The sequence below is a fragment of the Clostridium sp. Marseille-P299 genome (assembly GCF_900078195.1).
GTDB lineage: Bacteria > Bacillota > Clostridia > Lachnospirales > Lachnospiraceae > Lachnoclostridium.
Window position 1 is genome coordinate 2,500,003 of sequence record NZ_FJVE01000007.1, and the last position, 25,823, is coordinate 2,525,825.

19 protein-coding genes are annotated in these 25,823 nt (G+C 32.4%); 6 read left to right on the forward strand and 13 right to left on the reverse strand.

What is annotated here, in order from left to right:
• Positions 1-161: 161 nt before the first annotated feature.
• A complete protein-coding gene (nrdR, locus tag BN4220_RS18990) occupies positions 162-620 on the reverse strand; it encodes a transcriptional regulator NrdR (protein WP_066720414.1) in 459 nt (152 codons plus the stop codon).
• A 275-nt stretch (positions 621-895) separates the two neighbouring features.
• Between nrdR and BN4220_RS18995 the strand changes: the two genes are divergently transcribed.
• Positions 896-1,162: a YlmC/YmxH family sporulation protein gene (locus BN4220_RS18995; protein WP_066720416.1), complete on the forward strand. Its 267-nt coding sequence runs from the start codon at positions 896-898 to the stop codon at positions 1,160-1,162.
• A gap of 368 nt (positions 1,163-1,530) precedes the next feature.
• Positions 1,531-2,760 carry a Y-family DNA polymerase gene (locus BN4220_RS19000; protein ID WP_066720418.1) on the forward strand — a complete coding sequence of 410 codons (1,230 nt, stop codon included), beginning with the start codon at positions 1,531-1,533 and terminating at the stop codon, positions 2,758-2,760.
• A gap of 230 nt (positions 2,761-2,990) precedes the next feature.
• Here the strand turns inward: BN4220_RS19000 and BN4220_RS19005 are convergent, their stop codons facing one another.
• The 6 genes from BN4220_RS19005 to BN4220_RS19030 all read right to left on the reverse strand — a co-directional run bounded on the left by BN4220_RS19005 (position 2,991) and on the right by BN4220_RS19030 (position 10,293).
• A complete protein-coding gene (locus tag BN4220_RS19005) occupies positions 2,991-3,836 on the reverse strand; it encodes a sugar phosphate isomerase/epimerase family protein (RefSeq protein ID WP_197467958.1) in 846 nt (281 codons plus the stop codon).
• On the reverse strand, positions 3,836-4,642 hold the full coding sequence (locus BN4220_RS19010) for a polysaccharide deacetylase family protein (RefSeq protein ID WP_066720421.1): 807 nt from the start codon (positions 4,640-4,642) through the stop codon (positions 3,836-3,838). The genes BN4220_RS19005 and BN4220_RS19010 overlap by 1 nt, the downstream gene beginning before the upstream one ends.
• A 76-nt stretch (positions 4,643-4,718) precedes the next feature.
• Complete coding sequence (locus BN4220_RS19015) at positions 4,719-6,527, reverse strand: ABC transporter ATP-binding protein (RefSeq protein WP_066720424.1); 1,809 nt, start codon at positions 6,525-6,527, stop codon at positions 4,719-4,721.
• Between the two features lie 230 nt (positions 6,528-6,757).
• Positions 6,758-7,618 carry a carbohydrate ABC transporter permease gene (locus tag BN4220_RS19020; RefSeq protein WP_082812392.1) on the reverse strand — a complete coding sequence of 287 codons (861 nt, stop codon included), beginning with the start codon at positions 7,616-7,618 and terminating at the stop codon, positions 6,758-6,760.
• A 9-nt stretch (positions 7,619-7,627) separates the two neighbouring features.
• Positions 7,628-8,575 (reverse strand): ABC transporter permease, encoded by a 948-nt coding sequence (locus BN4220_RS19025; protein ID WP_066720448.1) that lies wholly within the window; start codon positions 8,573-8,575, stop codon positions 7,628-7,630.
• Between the two features lie 128 nt (positions 8,576-8,703).
• Positions 8,704-10,293: an extracellular solute-binding protein gene (locus BN4220_RS19030; RefSeq protein ID WP_066720451.1), complete on the reverse strand. Its 1,590-nt coding sequence runs from the start codon at positions 10,291-10,293 to the stop codon at positions 8,704-8,706.
• A 408-nt stretch (positions 10,294-10,701) separates the two neighbouring features.
• Between BN4220_RS19030 and BN4220_RS19035 the strand changes: the two genes are divergently transcribed.
• From BN4220_RS19035 to BN4220_RS19045, 3 genes are all read left to right on the forward strand, one after another.
• Positions 10,702-12,975, forward strand: a complete 2,274-nt coding sequence (locus tag BN4220_RS19035; RefSeq protein ID WP_066720454.1) for a helix-turn-helix domain-containing protein — start codon at positions 10,702-10,704, stop codon at positions 12,973-12,975.
• 220 nt (positions 12,976-13,195) lie between these two features.
• Positions 13,196-13,915: a rhamnogalacturonan acetylesterase gene (locus BN4220_RS19040; protein WP_066720457.1), complete on the forward strand. Its 720-nt coding sequence runs from the start codon at positions 13,196-13,198 to the stop codon at positions 13,913-13,915.
• 56 nt (positions 13,916-13,971) lie between these two features.
• The gene (locus tag BN4220_RS19045; RefSeq protein WP_066720461.1) at positions 13,972-15,879 is read left to right on the forward strand and encodes a family 43 glycosylhydrolase; all 1,908 of its coding nucleotides are present in this window, start codon (positions 13,972-13,974) and stop codon (positions 15,877-15,879) included.
• A 247-nt stretch (positions 15,880-16,126) separates the two neighbouring features.
• Here BN4220_RS19045 and BN4220_RS19050 read toward each other — a convergent pair whose 3' ends face one another.
• The 6 genes from BN4220_RS19050 to BN4220_RS19075 form a co-directional block, all read right to left on the reverse strand.
• A complete protein-coding gene (locus tag BN4220_RS19050) occupies positions 16,127-17,704 on the reverse strand; it encodes a glycoside hydrolase family 28 protein (RefSeq protein ID WP_347477135.1) in 1,578 nt (525 codons plus the stop codon).
• A gap of 32 nt (positions 17,705-17,736) precedes the next feature.
• Positions 17,737-18,630 (reverse strand): glycoside hydrolase family 88 protein, encoded by an 894-nt coding sequence (locus BN4220_RS19055; RefSeq protein WP_066720464.1) that lies wholly within the window; start codon positions 18,628-18,630, stop codon positions 17,737-17,739.
• 105 nt (positions 18,631-18,735) lie between these two features.
• Complete coding sequence (kduI, locus tag BN4220_RS19060; protein WP_066720467.1) at positions 18,736-19,566, reverse strand: 5-dehydro-4-deoxy-D-glucuronate isomerase; 831 nt, start codon at positions 19,564-19,566, stop codon at positions 18,736-18,738.
• Between the two features lie 207 nt (positions 19,567-19,773).
• A complete protein-coding gene (locus BN4220_RS19065; protein ID WP_066720469.1) occupies positions 19,774-20,805 on the reverse strand; it encodes a sugar kinase in 1,032 nt (343 codons plus the stop codon).
• A 317-nt stretch (positions 20,806-21,122) separates the two neighbouring features.
• Entirely contained in the window at positions 21,123-22,604 is a 1,482-nt protein-coding gene (locus BN4220_RS19070; RefSeq protein WP_066720472.1) for a UxaA family hydrolase, read from the reverse strand.
• A gap of 107 nt (positions 22,605-22,711) precedes the next feature.
• Complete coding sequence (locus tag BN4220_RS19075) at positions 22,712-24,178, reverse strand: tagaturonate reductase (protein ID WP_066720475.1); 1,467 nt, start codon at positions 24,176-24,178, stop codon at positions 22,712-22,714.
• A 545-nt stretch (positions 24,179-24,723) separates the two neighbouring features.
• On the opposite strand from BN4220_RS19075, the gene BN4220_RS19080 reads away from it, so the two are divergent.
• Positions 24,724-25,725, forward strand: a complete 1,002-nt coding sequence (locus BN4220_RS19080; RefSeq protein WP_066720477.1) for a LacI family DNA-binding transcriptional regulator — start codon at positions 24,724-24,726, stop codon at positions 25,723-25,725.
• Positions 25,726-25,823 lie beyond the last annotated feature (98 nt).

Here is a 25,823-nt window from a genome sequence, read left to right on the forward strand (position 1 = left end):
ATCACTACAAAAACAGATTCTGCAAAAACATAATATCACTATAAAAATATACTCTATAAAAACGTAAGTATATCACTATAAAAACAGATGCTACAAAAACGTAAGTATATAACGCGTCTGCAACATCTGTTCAATCTTTTGTATTAAAATAATACTATAAATTAATGTTCATGATCTAGAATTTTCTTTAATTCGTTCATAAATGTATTAACATCTTTAAATTCACGGTATACCGATGCGAATCTTACATAAGCAACAGGATCTAATCCTTTTAATTTATCCATAAGAATTTCACCAATTTTATAACTTGGAATTTCTTTTTCTTCTAAATTAAATATCGCAGTTTCCACCTCATCAACTAAAGCAGTGATTTGATCAATGGATATTGGTCTTTTGTGACAAGAACGAAATACTCCTGCTTCTATCTTAGAACGATCATATGGTTCTCTGTTGTTATCTTTCTTAATAACTACCAAAGGTATTGTCTCAACTTTTTCATATGTAGTAAAGCGTTTGGAACATTCGTCACATTGACGCCTTCTTCGAATTGAACTATTATCATCCGCAGGTCTTGAATCAATAACTCTAGTATTTTCTTGACCACAAAATGGACACTTCATATGCAAATAACCTCCTACAATGCTTCATAATGCCTTACTTACTGTTATTTCAATTATATTGAATTAATTTCTATAGGTCAAGCATATCTTGTGTTTTTTTCATTAAATTCAATCAAATTCATCTATATTTTGTAATAAATACAAAAATGAATGGAATTTTTAAATAATTTAAATACTTAATGTTCACTCTTTCATCTTTTTTCGTTCTCTTCATAAGATATAGTAAGAAATTAAATTGACATGATTTTGCCAATTACATGTCAGAGAGGTAACATATGCGTTTTTGTGAATTACGTCAAAAAGAAGTAATCAATTGCCGTGACTGTCAAAGGTTAGGCTTTGTTTGTGATATCGAATTTAATCCTCAGAATGGTTGCATAGAAGCACTCATCGTACCAGGTCCATGTAAGGTATGGGGGATTCTTGGTAGGGAACTAGAATTTATTATTCCTTGGAAATGTATAAAACAAATTGGTCCCGATATTATATTAGTAGATATTGATGCAAAAGAAGCACTTAAAAAAATAACATGCGTTTGTTAATGCTTTGGAAAAGCTTAAAAAACTAGGTCAATTCACCTTATTCTTTACAAGCAAACGTATGTTTTGTATAATATATTATAAAAGGTGAGTTTTTTGTACCGCCGTTCTGATTGTAGGAAGTTTTATATTCCTATACTGTAGCTTATGAGAAGTTTTTATATTTTATTATTTATGTAAAAATTCGAGCGAAAAGCTTTATCAAAATCTTAAAGGATTTACTCATAAGATGTGATTTACTCCTATGTAAATCCATTAGAAATCCCTTTCTCTTAGTATTTTTCATATCATCAAACAGATTATGAGTACATTTCATATTTTTGTTTGATGATATGTTTTATACTAAGCTTTACGCTCATGATGGGGGAAAAATGGAGAAAAAACGAATTATCTTTCATGTAGATGTAAATAGTGCTTTTTTAAGTTGGGAATGCGCTGAACAATTAAAAAGAGATCCAAATTTTATAGACTTACGTCAACTCCCCTCTGCCATTGGTGGAGATAAAAATAGTAGACACGGAATTATTTTAGCCAAATCTACAAAAGCAAAACAATTGGGTATTGTTACAGGGGAGCCTATTGTATCTGCTTTAAAAAAATGTCCCTCTTTAGTAATCGTACCTCCTAATTTTCAAGTTTATACAAAGTATTCTGAGAGCTTAATAAATCTGTTACTTGAATATACCGATAAATTACAACAATTTAGTATCGATGAGGCATTTTTAGATATGACCGAAACTTGCCATCTATTTGGTGAACCACTAGAAGTCGCAAATCAAATTCGTACAAGAGTACAAAAAGAACTTGGTTTTACTGTAAATATTGGTGTCTCAACGAATAAATTATTAGCCAAAATGGCTTCTGATTTTAAAAAGCCCAACCTGTGTCATTCTCTGTATCCACAAGAAATAAAAGAAAAAATGTGGCCATTACCTGTAGACGAACTTTTCTTTGTGGGAAGGTCTGCTCAAAAAAAAGTAGAAGCACTAGGAATTCGTACAATTAAGGATTTAGCTACCATGGACCTAAGTATCTTAAAATCACATTTAGGTACTAAATATGGCGAGCTTATCTATCGTTACGCAAACGGGATTGATGATGAAGAAGTTAAAACAGAAGAAGGACCAAACAAAGGTTATGGAAACAGTATTACCTTATTCAAAGATATCACTGACTTAAACCTAGCAAATCATGTTTTACTAGCACTAAGCGAAACCGTAAGCTCAAACTTACGTAATGCTAATGTAAAATGTAATTGCATCACTGTGGAATGGAAAGACTATGATTTTGTTACTAGATCCCATCAAACCACCTTAGAGAGTCCTGTAAATACCACCAATCAAATTTACGAAACTGCATGTAAATTATTAAAAGAAGGTTGGGATATGACTCCACTGCGCTTATTAGGAATTCGAGCCACAAAACTAAACACAGATGATTATTGTCAGCTATCCCTCTTCCATACTGAAAAAGACGAAAAATTAGAGAAATTAGACTTAGCAATTGATAAAATAAGGAACAAGTTTGGTACGGATTCAATAAAACGGGCTAGCTTTTTAACAGATTCTGCAATATGTAAACACCATTTAGGGAAAAAATAGATAGGATTCTAATAATATGAAGAAACTAAAACACCTAGACATTTAGAGTAATGATGTGCCCCCTTAACGTTAGACTTTAGTTCTAACTCGTGGAGTGACTCACAATCTCAAAATATCTAGGTGTATTTTTAATCACCGAAAAATTAACTATTTTAAGTCAACTATTTTAGTTAGCTATTTAAATTAGCTATTTAAGTTAACTATTTTAAGTTAGCTATTTAAATTAGCATTTAAGCTTCTTCATATACCTTTTCGATATATGCTTTTGATTTTAAAGCATTCTCTGGTACAGAATCTTCTAGCAACATATGAATAAATGGCTTATGTTGTTTTGCTAATTTCATAACCAATGGTACATTTAAGATACCATCACCAACTGCTAAATTCTTAGAGTATGGCTCACCATCTTTGATGACAAAATCTTTAATATGCAATACAGCAATTTCTTCTTTTAATAAATCAAATGCTTCCTCAATAATTTCATCCTGATTTTGATAATTATCTCCTGACATAACGTTAACAGGATCAAATATTACACGAAGATTTGGTGAATTTACTTCATCTAAAACTTTTCTAGTACGTTTTATATCATACATAATATGTTTATACACAGGTTCAACAGCAAAAATAACACCCATATCTTCTGCATATTTTACAACACGTTTTAAATTCTTAATAAAGATAGCAAGTGCTTCGTCTGAATGGTTTGCTTCTTCATATTTATATGCAGTATTTACGGCACCAGTCTCTGTACCTACCATTCCACATCCTAATAATGAACCAAAACGAATATGCGCTTCATAATTTTTAATGATATCTTCTAATTGCGCTTGATCTGGATTGGCTAAATTTAAATAACAACCAAGAACCGCAACATCTACATTGTTCTTCTCAAAGATTTTCTTCATGTATAAAGCCATTCCTGGAGTCATAGCCTCACGATTTACATTAAATTCAGTAATTGCTTTTTTTAATGCTAATTGAGTGCAACAAAATCCTTTTCTAGAAATATTACTTACTAAATCTTCAAATGAGGCCTTTTCCATATCATGGCCTCTAATCCCTAAACGAATCATCAGTTTCCTCCTAATAATTTATTTTCTCCACCCTTAACTTCCACAATCTCATCATTGACAGATAGCCAAACGGATTGTACTGAAGGGTTGTATACTCGATCACCAGACGCAGAATATTGTAAACGTTCCACACATTCCATATAATCAACTATCTGTATATTAGTAGCATACCATATATCATCACGATTTCCAACCATCTTACAGAACTCCTCAATAAGGTCCCAGTTATTATCTCTAGGGAACTCATAACTATGTCCCCATACATACATCATATATAAATACTGTTTTTTCTCTAGAGAAATAAATTCTTTACCAAGGGCTAATAAATTACCATTGTGATGGCAAGTAGGATTCCATTCATAATAGTCATTTGGAATAGCAAAGGAATTTGTACTAGTTACAGTTCGTGAATATTTAATTCCTAAATGTGGAAGCATACTTTTAATACTTTCATCATAAGAACCATTTGGATAGCTTAATCCTCTTACTGGATATGAAACCAAAGTCTCTAGCCCTATACGATCATTTAAAACTTCTTGCGCAATTAATGTAGATGGACATCTAGCAATGGTTGGATGCGTATACGTATGAGCAGCAACTTCGTGTCCTTGATAAAGATCGGCAATTTCTTCTTTATTAATACGTATTTCTTGATCCATTAACCCGTAATTTAAATGAAATGTACCTTTTATTCCATTCTCATTAAAGATTTCAAGTAGCCTTCTATCTTCCTGTTTCCCATCATCGTAACTCATTGTTAAAACTTTAAATTTACCACCTGGATAACAATAATAAATCTTATTCACTTTGGACCATCCTCTCTTATCGTAAAATATAATTTTAAAATACTTGAATAGTTAAATTGCTTCGAATATATTCTTACTATTCTATTTGAAGTCTCCTCATCTCATAGAATTCACCTTTTAAGGCCATAAGTTCCTCATAGGTACCATATTCTACACACCTACCTCCATTTATTACTGCAATTCTATCAGCATTGCGAATGGTGGATAAGCGATGAGCAACAATAAATGTAGTTCTATTCTTTGTAAGATTATTCAAAGCCTTTTGTATTTCTCTTTCAGAGATACTATCAAGTGCGGAAGTCGCTTCATCTAAGACAATTACCCTAGGATCTCTTATTAAAGCTCTAGCAATTGAAATACGCTGTCTTTGGCCTCCACTTAATTTACCACCATGTTCTCCAACAATAGTATCTAGCCCTTGTGGTAAACTTTCTATAAACTCAGTTAAATTTGCTGCTTTTATAACTTCTATAATTTTTTCATCCGTTACAGAGGTCATTCCGTATGTAATATTATCACGAATCGTTCCTGAAAATAGTATTGAAGTTTGAGGCACTACAGCCAAATGTTTACGATAACTTCTCAAGTTTATTTGATTCAAATCATTACCATCTAGTAATATCTTACCTTTATTCGGCTTTATAAAACCAATAACTAAATTTAATACGGTAGATTTACCAGCACCTGACTCCCCTACGAAAGCAATGGTCTCGCCTTCATTTACTTTTAGATTGAATGAATTTAGTACTGTTTTTTTATTATCATAAGAGAAACTGACATCTTTAAATTCATATTCTCCATTTACTTTCTTAATTTTCTTCTTCCCTTTATTGTTTTCAATATCATCCGCTAATATGACTTCACCCACAGAGTTCACGGATTCCATACCTTTTGATATAATAGGTAGTAAATTAATAAAGTTAGAAACTTGATTTACAACTGTAGTAAAATAAGTTTGATATAAAGTAATATCTCCAACTGAAATTTTTCCTTTATATGCTAAGAATCCTGAAAAGCCAAGGCAAATGATTTGAAATGCTTGGAATACTGCCCAGCTAACTGCACCGAAATTAGCTTGAATGATATCCAAACGATACCCTTTCTCCGCCACTAAGTTTAACTGACTCTCCATTTTCTTGATTTCTTCTTTTTCTAACGCATGGGCCCTTGTTACGGGAATTAATTCAACCATTTCCATAACTCTTGCACTGGTTTCTTCCATTTCTTTTCGAAATTCTGAATTGGACTTTTTAATCTTTGATTTAAATCCAACGATTGTAAATGCAGCAATTGGTGCAGATACTAAAAAGAATAAGAAAACAATACGACTTTTAAATAATGTTACAGATAATGCGACTATAATATTTAAACCGATTGTAAGCGTGTTAATAAACAACTGTTGAGATAATGTCTCAATAGCCTCTACATCACGCATAATTTTGGATTGAAGACGTCCAGACTGCATCTCTTTATGGTAGGACATTGATAATTGCTGAAGCTTACGTACCATTGCTCCACGCAAACCCGCCTCTACATCTCGAACAGCACGACTACGACACTTTGTATATAAATAATTCATAGGAATATTTAGGGTAACTAAAGCTAATATTACTATTAAATTAAATATAATCTTGCCAAGTCCACTTTCTTCACGAGCGAGTGCAATATTTATGATATTAGCTGTTACAATTGGAAGTACCCAAACACAACTGTGTTTTAAGGCAAAGAAAATTCCTGAAAGTATAAATTTAGAATAATGTCCTTTATATAATCCCATTAAAATTTTAATCGGGCGTTTTTTATTCTTTCCATAACAATTAATGTAAAGGTCCTCATTTAAACTACTATCTTCTTCTGTACTCTCCCTTTGCATCTCCTTACTCATCTTACGTTCCTCCTAAATAGCTAATAGTAGTATATCACTAAATAGAACTATTTGAAATGTATTTTTTTATATAATTTAATAACAATATAAATTCAATTTAGAATTTCATATATGATTAAATCATGAGCAAACTATATTTTATAACAACAAAATAAGGCTGCTTCAAAACATATAATAGTCTTGAAACAACCCATATTAGCTTCATTACGTAGTAATAATAATATCTTAAATTATTCTTTTACCGCACCAACATTAACACCCTTAACGAAATACTTCTGACAGAATGGGTAGATAATCATAAATGGAATAATAGCTACCATAACCGCTGCATTAAACATTGTATTCTGAGATACTGTTTCAGCAGTACTTGGCATATCACCATCCATAATTAAACTACGAAGTTTCATCTGGAAGTTATTTAACTTTTGATCGTTAATGTAAATTTTAAAGTTAGTGTAATCGTTCCACATAGCTACACCGAACATTAAACCAATAGATGCAAGAGCAGCTTTTGATAATGGAAGAACGATTTTAAAGAATGTACCCATCGGTGAACATCCGTCAATGGAAGCGGCTTCAAAAAGTCCCTTTGGAATACCTTCAAAGAAGTTTCTCATTAATACTAAGTTATATACGTTAATACTCATAGGAAGAATAACTGCCCATAATGTATTGATGATCTTTAAATCCATCATAACTAAGAACTTTGGAATCATACCACCATCGAAAATCATAGTGAATAATAATAAGTATGAAAATATAGTTCTACCTGGCATATCCCATTGAATTAATACGTATGCACCTAATGTAGATAATAATAAACCTAAAAATGTACCTGCAACTGTAGTAATAACAGAAATAACGAAAGGTCTATATAATGCTTCAGTTGTTAAAATTACCTTATAACCTATTAAACTAAAATCTGCTGGCCATAATCTCATACCAAATGCTGTTTTTGTGTCAATAGAGTCTACAAATACTTTCCACATAGGAACTAAAATAAATAAACTAATTAACAAAAATATTAAACCATTCACATATGGGAAGATTTTGATCTTTTTACGTCTCTTTTTTACTTGATTACTCATCATCTATCCCTCCTATACGATACCGCGACCACGGACTTTTTTACTTGCGTAGTTACAGATTAATACAAGAACACATCCTACTAACGATTTTGTTAAACCTACTGCTGTTGTATATCCATAATCCGCTACTAAACCGAAAGTTCTACGGTATACATAGGTTTGTAAAACGTCAGACACTTCGTATACAGCTGGGTTATACATAACGAAAACAGATTCAAACAAGTTCATAATTTTAGCCAAGTTAAGAATCAATACCGTAATTATTGTGTTTGCTAAACTTGGTAATGTAATAAAGCGCATCTGATTCCAACGGTTTGCACCATCGATTTGAGCTGCTTCATAAAGATCTGGGCTGATTCCTGCTAATGTAGCAAGATAAAGAATCGTACCCCAACCAGTATCTTTCCAAATATTTATAATATAGAAAACAGGACGCCACCAATTCTTATCAGCTAAGAAATAAATTTCCTTACCCTTCTCCAAAATCCCAAAATTCACTAATAAAGAGTTAACAAGACCAGCATTACTTGGTGAAAGGATTAAACGGAATACAGAAGCAGTAACAACCCATGACATAAAGTGAGGGAGGTAAATGATTGTCTGTACTGTTTTCTTTGCTGCCAAATTCTTAATCTCATTTAATAAAAGAGATACTACTACTGCCATAAATGTATTTAATAACAACTTAATGACACTTAACTCAATTGTATTGAAAAAAGCTTGTTGAAACTCTTGCTTTGATAATAATCTTTGAAAGTTATCTAATCCAACCCATACTGGATCAGTAACACTTGTATATTTGTAAAATGCGAAACGTATACCAAACATTGGTAAATAGTTAAATAATAAAATAAAGATAAAAACTGGTAAAGCCATTACATAAAACCATCTGTGGACATATACTCTTGCCCCAAATGATTTCGTGCTTACTGGAACTTTGTTTTTCCGTTTAATGCTCATAGAAGCACTTCCTCTCTTTCAATAGAATTTCCTCTCACGAGCATCTCTCGTGATAGGAGAGGCTGATAAACAGCCCCTCTTATTCAGTTAAGCACTATTAGTAACTCAACTATTGTTTATTTTAATTACTACTGTAATGAAGCTAAAATTTCAGCTACCATGCTATCTGTCTTATCATGATAATATTGCATACCATCTTCAACACTCATACCTTGAGTAACAACCTGAGTGATAACATAGTTACGTGCATCCCAAAGGTCAGCACTATATTGAGACATAGTATCGTTAGAAACGATAACTGGTGCGATACGTGACCAAGCATCGAAATTCTTTGCAGATTCTTTACTTAATTCATCAACTGTAGCAGCACCTGGATCTTCTCCAACCCATGAAGCAACAGATAACATAGGATCGATATGATTCTTAGTTTCAAATGTATCTGGTTTTTCTAAGTTAACAAGCATATGGAATTCGCCTTCTTGGAATGTCTTAGTTACATCACCAGCTGTTAATGTCTCAGCTTTTGTAGACCAGTGAGTTCCTTCAGCACCATATGTCCAAAGTGTTTGAACAGCGCCACCATCTAACATTGTTTCAAAGAAATATTTGTAGATACCAGCTGGGTTTTCAGCTTTAGAAGTAATAGCCCATACTGGAGCCTGTCTTTCAACATATTGTCCTACTTCTGCAAGTGGTGGTAACATTACTAATTCAGAATCTAAACCGTTAGTTGCAAGGTTGTTTGCTAAGTTAGTTGCCCATGTTCCTGCCCAGTAAGTAAATACACCTACTTTATTATCGTAGAACTTGTTACGAACGTCTTTAGTACCATTTGTTAATGTTTCTTTATCAATCCAGCCAGATTCATAACCTTCTTTTAATCTTGTAAGAGCTCCTACCATAGCATCTTCAGAGAAACCATCTACCCAAGTTCCATCTTCTTTTTGATAGAAATCTGGATATGCATCTTGGTAGAATTCTGGTAAATAGTTAGTGTAAGGTGCTTCATTTCCAACGAAACCAGCTGCAGAAACAGCGATTGTATTGGATGGATCACCACTATCATCCATATCATTTTCAGTAAATGCTTTTAACATTTCTGCATATTCTTGATAGTTAGTTGGAGCATCTAAGCCAACTTTATCTAACCATGCTTTTCTTATATAAGTAATACATCCATTACCTCTTGCTGGAGCAAATCCGTATAATTTACCATCGATAGCGATAGAATTCATTACGTTTTCATTTACTCTACCAGAAGCTTTTAATTCGGAATTTTCCCAATATTCTGTTACATCTGCTAATGCACCTAATGCTGCATAAGAAGTATAGTATTCAGCTCCTAAAAGAACTACGTCTGGCCAATCACCAGATGCAAATGTATTACCAACTACATCATAGTAACCACTATGTTCTGGTTGATTAAAGATAATGTCGATTCCAAGTTGATCTTCTAATTGCTTTTCAAAAGCGTCACGGCCTCTAGCTTCTGTAAATACAGTACCATTAACCATAACTGTGATTGACTTTGGTTTTTCAACATCGCTAGTATTAGTAGCTTCACCAGTTGGTGTAGTTTCACCTGCTTCAGTAGTAGGTGCTGTTGTTGGTTCAGTTGTTCCCTTGTTGTCATCCTTCTTAGAACTACAAGCTGTTAAGCTAAGTGATAATGTAAGAAGCATTGCAACGGATAAGAATTTCTTTGTAGATTTTCTCATCTTAAAAACCCTCCTTTTCTAAAACCATTAATAATATAATTTTTTTAGCTTCATAACCATCTAATAAAATATGAAAAGCTCAAAAATCATTTGATGTTATGTAAGCATCAACCGAAAAACTCATTTAGTAAGTTTTGTTCGATTTGACATTTAGATACTAGCATATCTTGTACTATTTTAACAAGAAACAATATTTATTATTTGTGTGCAATTTTTTAGAATGCTCAAAAAAGCCTTATTTTATGCGCTTTTTAGAGCATGCTTTTTTTCTGTGTGTGCTTTCATTTTTTTTACATCGAAAAATCTGTCTAATTTTCTTGCAAATATTGCACCACTTTGATATAATTTTTGTTGCAGTGTTTTGTTTGCTTTTACTAAAAACATAAAAAATTACCGGAGGAATTTGAAGTGTTTAAATCCGATTTTAATAAAAATAGAAAATATTTGCTTCGTTTTGTAACCTCTTACAGCATATTGCTTATATTTATACTAACAATGGGGCTATTTTTATATCAATATGGCATTGCAGATGCAAAAAAAAGTTTGGTTAAACAAAATACAAGCATGTTAGAGAATGCAGTTGATAAAATGGATGTAACAATTCGCCAATTATCTACACTAACTATACAATTAGCTAATAATTCTACCATACTATCTTTAGTAGATATTGACGATACTACAGATCCTAGCTTTTATGAATATTGCTTAGATGTAATCGATTATCTTAAGAATTTTACACCAACTGAAACAATGCTACCAATATATGATTACTACATATATTTACCCAAAGTAGATTATTTATTATCTTCAACAATGCTAACAGATACAAGATTATACTATAAATATACCAAAGGCTTTAACATGGAATATTATGATTCTTGGAAAGAAAGTTTAACGGATGAAAATACCATGTATAGCCTTACTTCCTTGCGTAAATATAAAAATTCAGGGTCTACTTTTACCTATTTATATAGGATGCCACTTGCAAATTATTCTATGTTACGCAACTATCCAGGGATTGTATGTGTGGAGTTTAATGAAAGTTCATTGCATGACATCTTCTCTGATGTAGATTTATTTGGTGAAGGTTTTTTAGTAGTGACTGATAAAAATAATGAAGAAGCTTTCCGTATTAGTAACAAAAATTCTCTTTCAATTGATTCGGACGAACTTTTTGATATAGTAAATACTACACCATTAGAAGATGGAGTTTTAGAAACTTCCTATAATAAAAAGTCAATTATCATTACAAAGGTAAGCTCCAGTGTCAATGGTTGGAATTACTACTTAGTACAACCTTCTAGTATGGCATTCCATGAATTAATGACTTACCAAAAGGTATTTTCTGTTATTATATTATTTACATTAGGTGCTTCTTTTATTTTCATTTATCTCTTATCGAAGCGCAATATTAAACCGATTATACAGATTAATTCAGCTTTAGAAACTTCTATATTAGAAAATAATACTTTGCAACAAAAATTAGAAGACCAAAAGCCATTAATATTTAATTCATATATGGCACGTCTTTTAAATGGATTGATTTCTGCAGATGATGAAATTGAGCAAATCACAGAATTTCTTCATATTGATATGAAACGCAATAAATATACAATTTTATATGCGAGTGTATATTTAGATCAATTAGAATTCTATGTTGAAGATACTTCTGTTTTAGAGAATACCGATTTAAAAAAGGCAACCTATCAAGAAGTTTTAAAACAATATTTTTACGAATTCTTTGGAAACGACATATTTATATTTGATGTAGAAGTAAATTCCTTTGCAATCATGTTACCTTGTCCAATAGAGGAAACCATTGAAGAAAGCATTAATCGAATTCACCAAAACTTTATAGAATTACATGAACACTTAATGGAAACACACTCTGTTTGGCTTTATGGTGGTCTTGGAAATCGTAATTCTGAACTCTCGTTTATATGGAAATCCTACCAACAGGCGATTCAAGCTGCTTCTGTACTTCGTGAAGGTCATATATTCCAGAGCTTCTACCATTTAAAAAGAGATAAAACAACTTACTACTATCCTTTTGAAATGGCACAACAACTTACGAACTTTATTACCACAGGTAATGTAAAGCAAGTGAAAGAAATTTTCAAACTAATACGAAGAGAAAATTTTGAAACAAGAACATTATCCTTTAGTCTAATTCGTTGGTTATTATCTGATATTAGGAATACTTTATTAAAAGTTCGTTTTACGATTACAGCTACAGATGATAATAAGGAAGTTTTAGATAAAGTAGATCTTGCTTTCCAAGAACAAAAGACAATAGATTTAATGGAGGAAATCTCTCTTACTCTATGTAATTTATATGAGCAAAAGGCAGATGGTAATAAATTAATTAGTACGATTCAACAGTATATTAATGAAAATTATAAAGATTCATCCCTTAGCTTAAAGAAAATTTCTGAAATATTTGATATCTCAGAAAGCTACTTTTCTTATTTATTTAAAGCAGAGGTGAAGCAAAACTTCTCTGAATACTTAGAACAGCTTCGAATGGAGCAAGCAATGATTCTTGTTAAATCAACAAATATCAATATATCTGATTTATACCTTGAGGTTGGATATAATAATGCTAACTCTTTCCGTCGTGCATTCAAGAAAGTTCACGGAGTATCACCAAAAGCAATTCGAGATGCAAATAGTAACATATAGAGAATTTTTCAAAAGATATGCTTTATAATATACTTAATATACTATATAATTGATACTATGTAATTCATACGATATACTTTGTTGTATATAAGCTATACCTGTATATTCTATGCAATATAATCTTTGTAGTATATACTTTGAATTATACAAATAAAATACATCCTTATAATAAATAAAAGCTTGTTTATTATATCTCGCGATTTCAAATGGAGGACTTAAAATGACACAAAAGATTTTTTGGGCAGGAGATTCAACTGTAAAACAAAACGACTACACAAGCTATCCTCAAACGGGTATCGGACAGGGTTTTCTACTTTATATGAAGAAAGACATACAAATGATAAATAAAGCAGAAAACGGTAGAAGTACAAAAAGTTTTATAGATGAGGGTATCTTAAATTCGATTGATGAAGAAATAGGTAAAGATGACTTTTTATTTATTCAATTTGGTCATAATGATGAAAAGCCAGATGAAGAAAGACATACCGATGCGTTTGGTTCTTATCAAGAAAACCTAAGAAAGTTTGTTGATGTGGCTAGAAAACATGGCGCTCATCCAGTTTTAATTACTTCCTTATATCGTAGATTATTTAAAGAAGACGGTACCCTAGTAGATGGTACTCATCAAGATTATCCACAAGCTATGATTAATCTTGGCAAAGAATTAGAAGTTCCTGTAATTGATCTTTGTTCTATTAGTAAAGATTATATTCAAGAATTAGGTGATGAAAAAAGTAAACCACTTTTCATGCATTTAGAAAAAGGTGCTTATCCAAACTATGCCGATGGTAAAGTTGATAATACACATCTTCAATATGCTGGTGCGGTTGCATTTGCTGGTATTATTGCGAATGAACTCCGTAAACTTGGTGGTATTTATGCAAATATTTTGTTACCATTAAATATAAAAAAAGAAAATCCTAGTCTTTTAAAAGACTAGTCTTTTTTCTTCAATATAGTTTATTTAATAAACAATCTAAAAGAAAGAGGTATGTAATGAATTTATTAGAACAAGCAATCAAAAAAGCTAATTTAGATGAAGTAAAAGAATTGCTAATCACTGACCCAAACATGATTGAAACCTTCACAGAAAATGGTATATGGATGCCTTATTATGCCGCAAGTACCGGTAATGAAGAAATTGTACGTTATATCGTAGAATATTCACGTGCAAGTTTTAATACATTTGATCCAGAGCATCGCAGTATTCTCCATTATGCTGTAGAGTCCGGCAATCTATCACTTGTAAAATATCTAGTTGAAAAAGTCGGAATGTCACCTGTACTTGGTGATATGGATTTAGTTACACCATACGAATTAGCAGTAAAACATGATTTTAAAGATATCGAGGCTTATTTTGAAACGTATCTTGGATGTTCTTTTAATGATATGTATAAGAATCCAATTCAAACAGGGATGCACCCAGACCCATCAATCATTCGAGTTGGTGAAGATTATTATATGGTAAACTCCTCATTTATCTTCTTCCCTTGTATTCCAATCTCACACTCCAAAGACTTAATTCACTGGGAAGTTATTGGACATGCAATCACCAATCCTAAGTGGGCATATCTAGATGAATTAGAAGGTGGACGCGGTTATTGGGCTCCTGATATTTCATATAATAATGGACGCTTCTACATAACTGCGACTTACCGTTTAAATGATACTGGCACTGTATATCGTAAACAAATGGTTGTTTCTTCGGATCGTCCAGAAGGACCTTATTGTGAACCAAGTTTTATTGATGAAGATGGTATCGATCCATCCATTTTTACTGATGATGATGGCAAACGCTATATGCTATTAAATCGTGGAGCAAGAATATTGGAAATCAGTAGTGATGGTACAAAACAACTTTCAGAGGCAAAACTTCTTTATTACGGAGATAATAAACGTGCACCAGAAGGACCTCATCTATTGAAAAAAGATGGTTATTATTACTTGTTTATGGCCGAAGGAGGCACTGGACCTTCCCACTGCATTACTGTTGCTAGATCAAAAGAACTATTCGGTAATTACGAGCCTTGCCCTTATAACCCAATCATGACGCAAAAGGATAAAACTGCCCCTATTCAGCGTTGTGGACATGGTAAACCTGTACAAACACAAAATGGTGAATGGTATATGGTTTATTTATGCGGTCGTATGGTAGATGGTAAATATAGCTTACTTGGCAGAGAAACCGCGCTGGATCCAATTACTTGGACGCCAGATGGTTGGCCAATTGTTAATAATCTAAAGGGACCTAGCACACTACAAAAGAAGCCTAACTTACCAGAAACAATCTTTGAATCTGCGAATCCAAATTATAATGGCCAAGATGAATTAAATGCAGAATGGGTTACCCCTAGACCACCTGAAGCAGATGGCATTACTATAAAAAATAAAAAATTATACATCAAAGGAAGCAAAGCCTCTATTAGCACGATGTACGCTAGAAATATTTTATTAATTAGACAAAAGCATTTTAACTTTGATGCTACTGCTACTTTAGAAACACCAGCCCTAGAAGTGGGACAACATACTGGTTTAACATGCTATTATGATGAAAATACGTATCTTCTCTTTGGAGTATTTAAAACAGAGAAAGGTTTAGAGTTAAAAGTTGTGGAACATATTGATGAAAATGATAGCGAATCATTAACTTTAAGTACTCTTCCTCAGTTTAATAACATTGATTTCAAAGTCGAAACAAGAGGTCTAAAAAGAACCTTTAAATATCGTTTAGACGGTGGAGAAGAAAAAGAACTTGGTACCCTAGAGAATGTCTACTATATTTGCGATGAAGGCATTAGAAAAGGAAAACGATTTACTGGAGCAATGGTAGGTATGTATGCGTATTCTGGACAGAAATCAGATGCTTATGGTGTCTTCTCTTCTTTCACTTATGAAGAAAAATAAGTACATCATGCACATCATCCTTAGAGAATCGATTTTTAAATGATAGATGTAATCTCCTATCATTTAAAAGGACTCTAAGTCAATGCTAATGCGATGTAGCACACTTCGCACCATAACAGTTTTATAGAACCTTAAAAAGGATATCATAAGCTTTTGAATAGCTTATGATATCCTTTTAATTTCATTTAATTAATATTATTAATTATTAATTATTAATTATTAATTATTAATTATTAATTATTAATTATTAATTATTAATAATAAGATTATCAATATTCTCAGTAATAAAGGCTTCGCCTTCTTGCCCCTCAACCGTTACATGTTTTAATTCGAGAACTTCAAGATTGTTCGCAAAAAGTCCTAATCTTGTTGTTTCATCCGCGCCATCCATCATTGCAGGCACACCTGATTTTGGATTCTTCGCAAATGAAATAGCGACATTATCAAGTACAACTTTTTTAATCTTTTGTTCTGGTAATCCATACATATAAGTAGCGGCTGCATGACAATTTGTACATTCTAAGTTTCTAAATGTTAATTCTCCAATGTATGGTGTTCTATCATCCACTGGATGGAATTCCTTACTCTGTACATAATCTGAATGTCCATCTGGATCACAATAGTAGAATCCATTAATAACTACTGGAGTCATAACATGATCCATGATAATATCTTCGAATAAGATACCATCTATGATTGCATCTTTTCCTCTACCTCTTCTTGTCTTAATACGAAGACCACGGTCTGTATGAAGGAAACGGCACTCTTTAACGACTAAATTTTTTACACCGCCTGCCATTTCACTACCAATTGTGATAGAACCATGACCATCTCTCATACAGCATTGACGAATCGTTAAGTTTTCAGATGGCTTTTTGAATTTTGCACCCATATAGATTTTCCCAGATTTGATAGCGATACAATCATCACCTAGAGAAAAATATACACCTATAATATCAACATTACAACAGGACTCTGGATCAAGTCCATCTGTATTTGGTGAGTCAGCTGGATTTAAAATATTTAAATCAATAAATTTTAAGTTATCTGAAAAATATGGATGAATGTTCCATGCAGGACTATTCTTTACTGTGATACCTTGCATCGTAACATGATTACAATGATTTAAAAAGATAAGTCTAGGTCTCCAAGCGATACGACGAACTTTAGGATTTTCCCACCAGTTTTCCTTACTTGCACATCCATCAATTGTTCCTTCACCAGTGATTTCAACATTCTCTACATTGATACCAGTAATAATACCTGAGAAGGAATCCAGAGGGTTACCTTCCCAAGTTCCTAAATTATATTCATCAGTTTCATCATAACTCTCAATGATACCTGGTAAAATAGGGAACTTTGTACGATCTGTAATCGCAGAAAGAGTCGCTCCCTTTGCAATTTCTAATTTTAAATCGCTCTTTAAGAATAAGCTAGTAATTTTATAAGTACCTTCTGGGATTAATACTCTTCCATCCTTAGGACAAGCATTAATTGCACATTGAATAAATGTAGTATCATCTTGAATACCATCACCCTTAGCACCAAAGGCTTTCACATTTAAAGTTACAAACTCATAATCTGTAGTAAATGTTACTACCTCTGAGCAACTATTACTGTTTTTCACATAGATTTCATAACTTGTCTGTGGTTTTAAGTTATGAATGGACTGAACTACCTTATTGCTCTTACAATAAAGCTTATTATCAATATAAATTTCATAATCTTCTTCTGTAAAATAATAACCTTGTTTCACTAATTCAATAACAGCCGTTCTTGCGGACTTAAATAAAATATTAAATTTCATTTGCTCTGTTGTTTTCAAATCTTTTCCCTCCTAGCTACTTTCAATAATTACTATATAGCAGCTATCTTCATTAATAAACCAAGTACTTCATCATCTAAATTTTCATTAAGCTGACGTAATATGGATGTAATCATATCATTTGCAATATCATCATATTTTTCACTTAATAAAACATTATATTTACATGCTTTTTTCATTGCATAAGCTGTCATTAATGATGTCCAAAGATTTACTTTATTAGAATTAGTTGACTCACAGATTAACATACTATCTTTATCCTGATATTTAAGAACACCTTTGATAGTTTCTTTAAACCAAACCATTAACTTCTTGTAATGTTCATAGATCTCTTCAGAAGTATTTTCGATTGTATCAATTAAAGTCATGGCATGTAGCGCTGAAAACTCAGTCTTAAATTCACTTTCATTCGTTACATATAACTCTTTTTCTTCATTGAAAAATTCGTTTCTTAGAGCATCAAACTTTGCTATGATATCATTATATCCTTCTTTTTTATGAAATACTGTTTCATAATTCATGTAAAATGGCATAGTCGCATAAAACTCATTAAAAATACAAACCTTATGCTCCTTAGCATTTTCAATTATAGTATCTGCACTACCAAGTTTTGTAACATAATCATTCGATAATTTATCAATCGCATTTTTATACTTTTCTTCGCCTGTTATTTTATATAAAGAAAAAATAACTTCACCAAGTCGAATCGTATCAACAATCTCATTTTCTATCTTAAAAGTTATATCACCATCGTCTGAAACTCTATCTTTAATACAATTGATGGCATAATTTATATAGCTATCGTCTTTCGTTTTCTTATAAAGGTCAATAGCTCCTGCCAATCTTAAACTTTTAGCGAAATTTGATTCCACAATTAAAGTTTTGTTTTTATCAAAATTTCTTTGCACAAATTGTTCTAAATTCATGAATTTAATCCAATGCCTTTCCTGTGAATTTAAAAAGAACAGGCTGTATAAAATCATTATTTTGATATTTGATTTATACAACCTGTTCAATTACAATCTATCTGATTATCTTATATCCTGCATTGCGCAGCCGTCCATATCATCAAAATCTTGATTTTCACCAACCATACCCCAAATAAAAGTATAAGCCTGTGTACCAGATCCAGAATGGATTGACCAGCTTGGAGAAATAACTGCTTGTTCATTTCTCATAACAATGTGTCTTGTTTCTGTTGGTTCACCCATATAGTGGAATACTAAAGCATCTTCTGGCATATCAAAGTATAAATAAACTTCCATTCTTCTATCATGTGTATGGCATGGCATTGTATTCCAAACACTACCAGGTTTTAATTGAGTCATACCCATAACTAGCTGACAGCTTTCTACTTGACCTGGAAGAATATATTTACAAATTGTTCTGTGATTTGCTGTTTCTAATGAACCAAGTTCTACTCTAACACAATCTTCTGGTTTGATTAATACAGTTGGATATGTTTTATGAGCTGGAGCACTGTTTAAGTAAAATTTCGCTGGCTGATTTGCATCTGCACTTGCAAAAGTAATGTCTTTTGAGCCCATTCCGATGTATAAACCATCTTTGTACTCTAATTCATATACAGTACCATCAACAGTTACAGTACCTTTACCGCCGATATTAATGATACCCATTTCTCTTCTTTGTAGAAAATATTCTGCACGAAGTTCATCTCCAGCAGTTAAAACAAGAGGTGCTTTTACCGGTACTGCAGAACCAGTAATGATACGATCAATGTGGCTGTATACTAATTTAATATCATCCACTTGAAACAAATCATCGATTAAAAATTCCTCACGTAAACGATCGGTTGTGTAATGTTTTACATCCTTTGGGGATGCTGCTGTTCTAAGTTCCATATTCAACACTCCTTTTTATTTATTATTTTAAAGTGGATATTATTAAATCCACAAACGCTACTAGCTAAGCATAAATAGCATATAAGGGTATTGCCCCAAATGAATGGCACAATACCCATATTTTATTACTATATGCTTACAGCATATGAATGATTATTATCATTTCTACGTGTAACATTCATGTAAGTAATTAAACTCACATTTTAATTATCTTTGAACACGTCCGGAACCATCTCCGCCTACTAAAGCATCAACTTCAGCACGAGTTACTAAGTTGAAGTCTCCAGGGATAGTGTGTTTTAATGCAGATGCTGCTACACCATATTCAAGAGCTGCTTTAAAGTCTTTACCATCTACGAAACCACAGATAGTACCAGCTGCGAAAGAGTCACCGCCACCTACACGGTCAACGATTGGAGAGATTCTGTATTTTCTTGAATGATAGAATTCACCAGTTTCGCCATTGTAGATACATGCAGACCAGCCATTATCGGAAGCAGAATAGCTTTCTCTTAAAGAGCTGATAACATATTTGAAGTTGAATTTAGCAACCATTTGTTTGAAGATATCTTCATAACCAGCTAATTCTAAGTCACCACTAGTTACGTCAGTGTTACCTGGTTTAAATCCAAGAACTTTTTCTGCATCTTCTTCGTTACCGATACATACATCAACGTATTGCATTAAGTTAGTCATAACTTTCTGAGCTTTTTCAGAAGACCATAATTTCTTACGGAAGTTTAAGTCAACAGAAACTGTGATTCCTTTTGCTTTTGCTGCTTTTAAAGCTGCTTCAGTTACTTCTGCTGCTTTATCAGAAACTGCTGGAGTAATTCCTGTAAAGTGGAACCAGTCAGCACCTTCAAAAATCTTATCGAAATCGAAATCAGAAACTTCTGCTTCAGCGATTGCAGAGTGAGCACGGTCATAAACAACCTTAGAAGCTCTCATAGCTGCACCAGTTTCAAGGAAGTAGATACCAAGTCTGTCACCACCGTGAGCAACGTTAGAAGTATCAACACCCATTTTATTTAATGCTGCAACAGCACAATCACCAATTTCATTTGCTGGAACTTTAGTTACGAAAGAAGCATCATGTCCGTAGTTTGCTAAGGATACAGCAACGTTTGCTTCTCCACCACCATAACAAACATCGAAGCTTTCTGCTTGAATAAATTTCTGATATCCTGGAGTGGATAATCTTAACATAATTTCGCCCATTGTTACAACTTTAGCCATTTTTTTATCTCCTTTTAATAAAATAATTATTATTAATGGTTTTTTAACCATTCCTATTGTACTTAAGAATTGTAAATAGTTCAACTATTTATTTAAAAAATTCTTTAAAGTATTTGATGCTAATACATTTTAATCAATAAATATACAACATCTTCCTGTAAGAATTTACATTCTAACGATTCTTTTTCTTCTTCCATTCATTGTAAAGATATTAATAATCATCGAATCGTAATTATCAAAACTACGGATTCAACTTGTTCATATCTTTTTATTTGTCCCTCCTCAAAGGAAGGGGAGGGACATCCTTCATAATATTATTATAAAGTTACACCTTGTTTAAAGATAGCCATATCATGGAAACCAGCTTCTTCAGATTTAAGTTTCTTACCAGATGCTACATCTAATACAAATTGGAAAAGTTCTTCAGATAATGTTTTCATATCCTTATCAACTACTAAAGATCCGCAGTTAAAATCAATCCAATTGCTCTTCTTATCAGCGAGCGCTGTATTTGTTGAAATCTTCATAGTTGGTACTGGTGATGCAAATGGAGTACCACGTCCTGTTGTAAATAGTACCATATGAGCACCAGATGCTGCTAATGCAGTTGCTGCAACTAAGTCATTACCAGGAGCGCTTAATAAATTTAAGCCCTTAGTCTTAACGATTTCACCATATTTTAAGACATCTTTAATTGGTGCACTACCAGATTTTTGAGTACATCCAAGAGATTTATCTTCAAGTGTTGAAATACCACCTTTTTTATTACCTGGAGATGGATTTTCATAAATTGTTTGATTATAACTTGTAAAGTAATTTTTGAAGTCATTAATTAAATCTACCGTTTTATCAAACATTTCTTTTGTTTCACAACGTTCCATAAGAAGTGTTTCTGCACCAAACATTTCAGGTACTTCTGTAAGGATAGTTGTTCCACCCTGTGCAACTAAGATATCGGAGAAAGCACCTACTGTTGGGTTTGCAGTAATACCTGACATACCGTCAGAACCACCACACTTCATACCGATTACTAATTCATCAGCACCGATTTTTTCACGTTTAAATTGAGCTGTATATTGAATTAACTCCTCAATTAAACCTTCTGCTGCTTCCATCTCATCTTCAACATCCTGGCATTGTAAAAACTTAACTCTGTTTTCATCATAGTCCCCAAGATATTCTTTTAATACAGCAATATTACTATTTTCACAACCAAGACCAAGAACTAATACACCACCTGCATTTGGATGATTAATTAAGTCAGCAAGAATTGTTCTTGTGTATTCTTGGTCATCTCCCATCTGAGAGCAACCATATGGATGTGGGAATGCAATAATATCTTCTACTGTTCCAGTAAGTTTACTTGCAAATTGCTTTGACATTGCTGTTGCTATGTTGTTTACACAACCAACAGTTGGTATAATCCAGATTTCATTACGGATACCAACTTTTCCATTACTTCTTCTAAAGCCATCAAAATAAGCTTTTTCTCTAGATGATAATGGTACAAGATTTGGTTCATAAGTATATTCTAATACATCGCCTAAATTTGTTTTTATGTTATGAGTATGGATCCAAGCTCCTACAGCAACATCACTTGTTACATGTCCAATTGGGAAACCATATTTAATAACATTTTCACCTTCTGCAATCGCTGTTAAAGCGAATTTATGACCACGTGGAATATCTTCTACTAGGGTAACTGATACGTCACCTACTAAAAGAGTAGTCCCCTTTGATAAATCTTTTAGAGCAACGGCAACATTATCTTTTGGATTGATTTTAATAAAGTCTTGCATAAGATTCATCTGCCTTTCTTTGAGATTTATTTGACTTTCATATGTGTGATTCAAACTTCATTACAAAGTTTTAAATCACACATACTTCGTCACCATCTCATATTTTATTATTCAGTAATAACTTTTTCTAATGCTTTACGCATTCCGTTTGCTTTGATTTCTTCTAAGTATCCAGCAATTTTATCAACTAAGCCATCATATTTAGTTAAATCTTCACCAAAGAATTTTTCATTGCTTAAGTAAAGAGTTGCAAACTCTTTTGCTGGTTTTCCAGAATTAGCTGCAAAGAATTCTAAAACATCAGCATCATCTAAAATCTTGTATTCATTACCATCTCTTGTTCCCATTAAAGCATTCTCTTTAATTTCGTTTCCTGTATAGAAGCTCATTAAAGCTGCAATAGAGAAGCTTAAGTGATTTGGTAATTTACCAAATTTATCAATATATCCAGTTAAGCTTGGCTTACAACGAGATTTCCATTTAGATACAGAGTTTAAGGAAATAGATAATAATGCATGCTTAATAAATGGATTTTCAAAACGTTCAATAACTGCGTTAGCAAATGCTTCACATTCTTCTTTTGGAAGAGATAATGTAGGGATGATTTCATTAAATACAGTGTTCATCATGAATTTACGAACCGTTTCGTCTTCCATGGATTCTTTTACGAAATCATTACCTGCAAGGTAGGAAGCTAATACGAAAGAAGTATGTGCACCGTTTAAGATACGTACTTTTCTTTCTCTATATGGTTTTTGGTTATCTGTAAAGATAACTGGAAGTCCTGCTTTGTCAAGTGGAAGTTCAGCAGAGATATCTTTATCGCTTTCGATTACCCAAAGAGCAAATAATTCTCCAGTATCTACTAAGTTATCTCTATATCCAAATTCTTCCCACATTTTTTCAACTTCATCTCTTGGATAACCAGTTACAATTCTATCAACTAATGTAGAACAGAAAATACAAGCATTATTAACCCATGCTACGAATTCATCGGAAAGATTCCAAAGTTTTGCAAATTTTAATACGCAATCTTTTAATGTTCCACCATTGTTTTCAATTAATTCACAAGGAATAATGATTAAGCCTTTGCTTTCATCTCCCTTGAAGAAAGTAAATCTATCAAATAAGAATTTAGTTAACTTACCAGGATAAGTTTTTGGAGGTTGAGCAGCGAATTCATCTGTTTCATCATATACAATTCCTGCTTCTGTTGTATTAGAAACAACAAAACGTAAGGTATCGCATGAAGCAAGACTTTCATATTTTTCAAATTCATTGATTGTGTCAACTGCATCAGATACACAAGTAATAATTCTGTTTTCTACTTTTGTTTGTCCATCCTCTTTACCACGAAGTGATAATGTATATTGACATTCTTGTTCATGGAACATATCCAAGTTACCGAAAGCAATTGGCTTAACAATAACAACGCTGCCATCAAATACACCTTTTTCATTTGCTACATCGATCATATGATCTACAAAACCACGAAGGAAGTTACCTTCGCCAAATTGTAATACTTTTACTGGTCTTTCTTTTGCCTTTGAAATTGTCTTGTTAAGAATGTTCATTCCTTAGTCTCCTTCACTATCTGATTCATAATTTCATAAAGTGTTATTATTTTAGTTAGCGTAACCGCTTTAACGAATACTTATAGCACTCTATACTATTTTTATAACAAAATAATAATTTATCTTTCGGTTTGAGTAATATAGCTCTCTCAAGCCATGGTACACTACATTTATAATCAATTGAACCATTCTGAGTATGCTTTTTATGCAATTTCAAAATGTAAGAAAATCTTTCTTTCATAAATTTACTTCGCTATGTTTTAAGTTGGGAAAATTTATGTATCAAATCAATTTATAAATGTAAGCGTTTACAATTAGTATTTTACTCATGTTTTCCTAATATGTCAATGGCTTTTAAAGCTTTTTTTATTTCTTTATAAATTCACTAAAAACTACATGAAATCTTTTTGCAAAATGCCCTTGTCAGTCTATTTTTTGTATAGTATAATATATATTGATTATAAGTCATTGATATAGCATAACTGTAAGCGCTTACACAGTTGTTTTATTAAAGCGCTTACATAGGAAACCAGGGGGTTAACAACATGAACATTTACGATGTTTCTCAAAGAGCAGGTGTCTCCATTGCTACCGTTTCACGTGTTATCAATGGAAATCCAAACGTAAGTGAAAAAACCAAACAAAAAGTTTTAGATGTAATGAAAGAAATTGGATACACTCCAAATGTGTTTGCCCGTGGGTTAGGTCTTAACACTATGAAGACCATAGGCATTATGTGTGCTGATTCATCGGATACCTTCCTTGCAAATGCGGTTTATTATTTAGAGCAGAACTTAAGAAAAAATGGGTATGATTCTTTTTTATGTTGTACCGGATATGAGCTCCAAAATAAGCAAAAATACTTGAAATTACTACTCTCAAAACGTGTTGATGCTGTTGTAATGGTTGGTTCAGGGTTTCTAGAATCAAACAAAAAAGATAATGTTTATATTAGTGACGCTGCAGAAGAAGTTCCAATAATGTTAATTAACGGATATCTAAACCATCCTAATATTTATTGTACCCTCTGTGATGATCATCAAGCAGTATATGATGCTGTAAGTAAGTTAATTGCTCACGGTAGAAAGAAAATATTATATTTATATAATTCGAAATCTTATAGTGGTATTCAAAAATTAAGTGGGTATAAAGATGCAATTCTTGCCAATGACCTTCCTTTGGATGATTCTCTTATGCAAATGTGTGTGAATAATATTCAAGAAACCAAGAATTTACTTCTTCATTTACAAGAGAATGGTTTAACCTTTGATGCCATCGTAGCTGCAGAAGATGCCTTAGCCGTTGGTGCTATTAAATTTGCAACTGCAAAGGGATATCATATTCCTAACGACATCGAAATAATTGGTTATAATAATTCTATTTTAGCTACATGCTGTGATCCCGAGCTTACCTCGATTGATAACCATGTAGAAACTTTATGCATTACAACAATTAACACTCTTATGCGAGTATTACTTGATAATGATGTACCTAATAAAACAACCATATCAAATGATTTAATCATCAGAAATACTACAAGCTTTTGATAACATTATGTGTTTACTATGTATAAGCTGTGTTACATAAATCGCTGCTTTTACTTGTAGCGCATTGTTATAAGTTTATAAATAAGAGTACATGCTAT

Bases quoted from the DNA above. Each gene is read 5' to 3' on its own strand.
- nrdR (WP_066720414.1), bottom strand. From the start codon at position 620: ATGAAGTGTCCATTTTGTGGTCAAGAAAATACTAGAGTTATTGATTCA.
- BN4220_RS18995 (WP_066720416.1), top strand. From the start codon at position 896: ATGCGTTTTTGTGAATTACGTCAAAAAGAAGTAATCAATTGCCGTGAC.
- BN4220_RS19000 (WP_066720418.1), top strand. From the start codon at position 1,531: ATGGAGAAAAAACGAATTATCTTTCATGTAGATGTAAATAGTGCTTTT.
- BN4220_RS19005 (WP_197467958.1), bottom strand. From the start codon at position 3,836: ATGATTCGTTTAGGGATTAGAGGCCATGATATGGAAAAGGCCTCATTT.
- BN4220_RS19015 (WP_066720424.1), bottom strand. From the start codon at position 6,527: ATGAGTAAGGAGATGCAAAGGGAGAGTACAGAAGAAGATAGTAGTTTA.
- BN4220_RS19020 (WP_082812392.1), bottom strand. From the start codon at position 7,618: ATGATGAGTAATCAAGTAAAAAAGAGACGTAAAAAGATCAAAATCTTC.
- BN4220_RS19025 (WP_066720448.1), bottom strand. From the start codon at position 8,575: ATGAGCATTAAACGGAAAAACAAAGTTCCAGTAAGCACGAAATCATTT.
- BN4220_RS19030 (WP_066720451.1), bottom strand. From the start codon at position 10,293: ATGAGAAAATCTACAAAGAAATTCTTATCCGTTGCAATGCTTCTTACA.
- BN4220_RS19040 (WP_066720457.1), top strand. From the start codon at position 13,196: ATGACACAAAAGATTTTTTGGGCAGGAGATTCAACTGTAAAACAAAAC.
- BN4220_RS19045 (WP_066720461.1), top strand. From the start codon at position 13,972: ATGAATTTATTAGAACAAGCAATCAAAAAAGCTAATTTAGATGAAGTA.
- BN4220_RS19055 (WP_066720464.1), bottom strand. From the start codon at position 18,630: ATGAATTTAGAACAATTTGTGCAAAGAAATTTTGATAAAAACAAAACT.
- kduI (WP_066720467.1), bottom strand. From the start codon at position 19,566: ATGGAACTTAGAACAGCAGCATCCCCAAAGGATGTAAAACATTACACA.
- BN4220_RS19065 (WP_066720469.1), bottom strand. From the start codon at position 20,805: ATGGCTAAAGTTGTAACAATGGGCGAAATTATGTTAAGATTATCCACT.
- BN4220_RS19070 (WP_066720472.1), bottom strand. From the start codon at position 22,604: ATGCAAGACTTTATTAAAATCAATCCAAAAGATAATGTTGCCGTTGCT.
- BN4220_RS19075 (WP_066720475.1), bottom strand. From the start codon at position 24,178: ATGAACATTCTTAACAAGACAATTTCAAAGGCAAAAGAAAGACCAGTA.
- BN4220_RS19080 (WP_066720477.1), top strand. From the start codon at position 24,724: ATGAACATTTACGATGTTTCTCAAAGAGCAGGTGTCTCCATTGCTACC.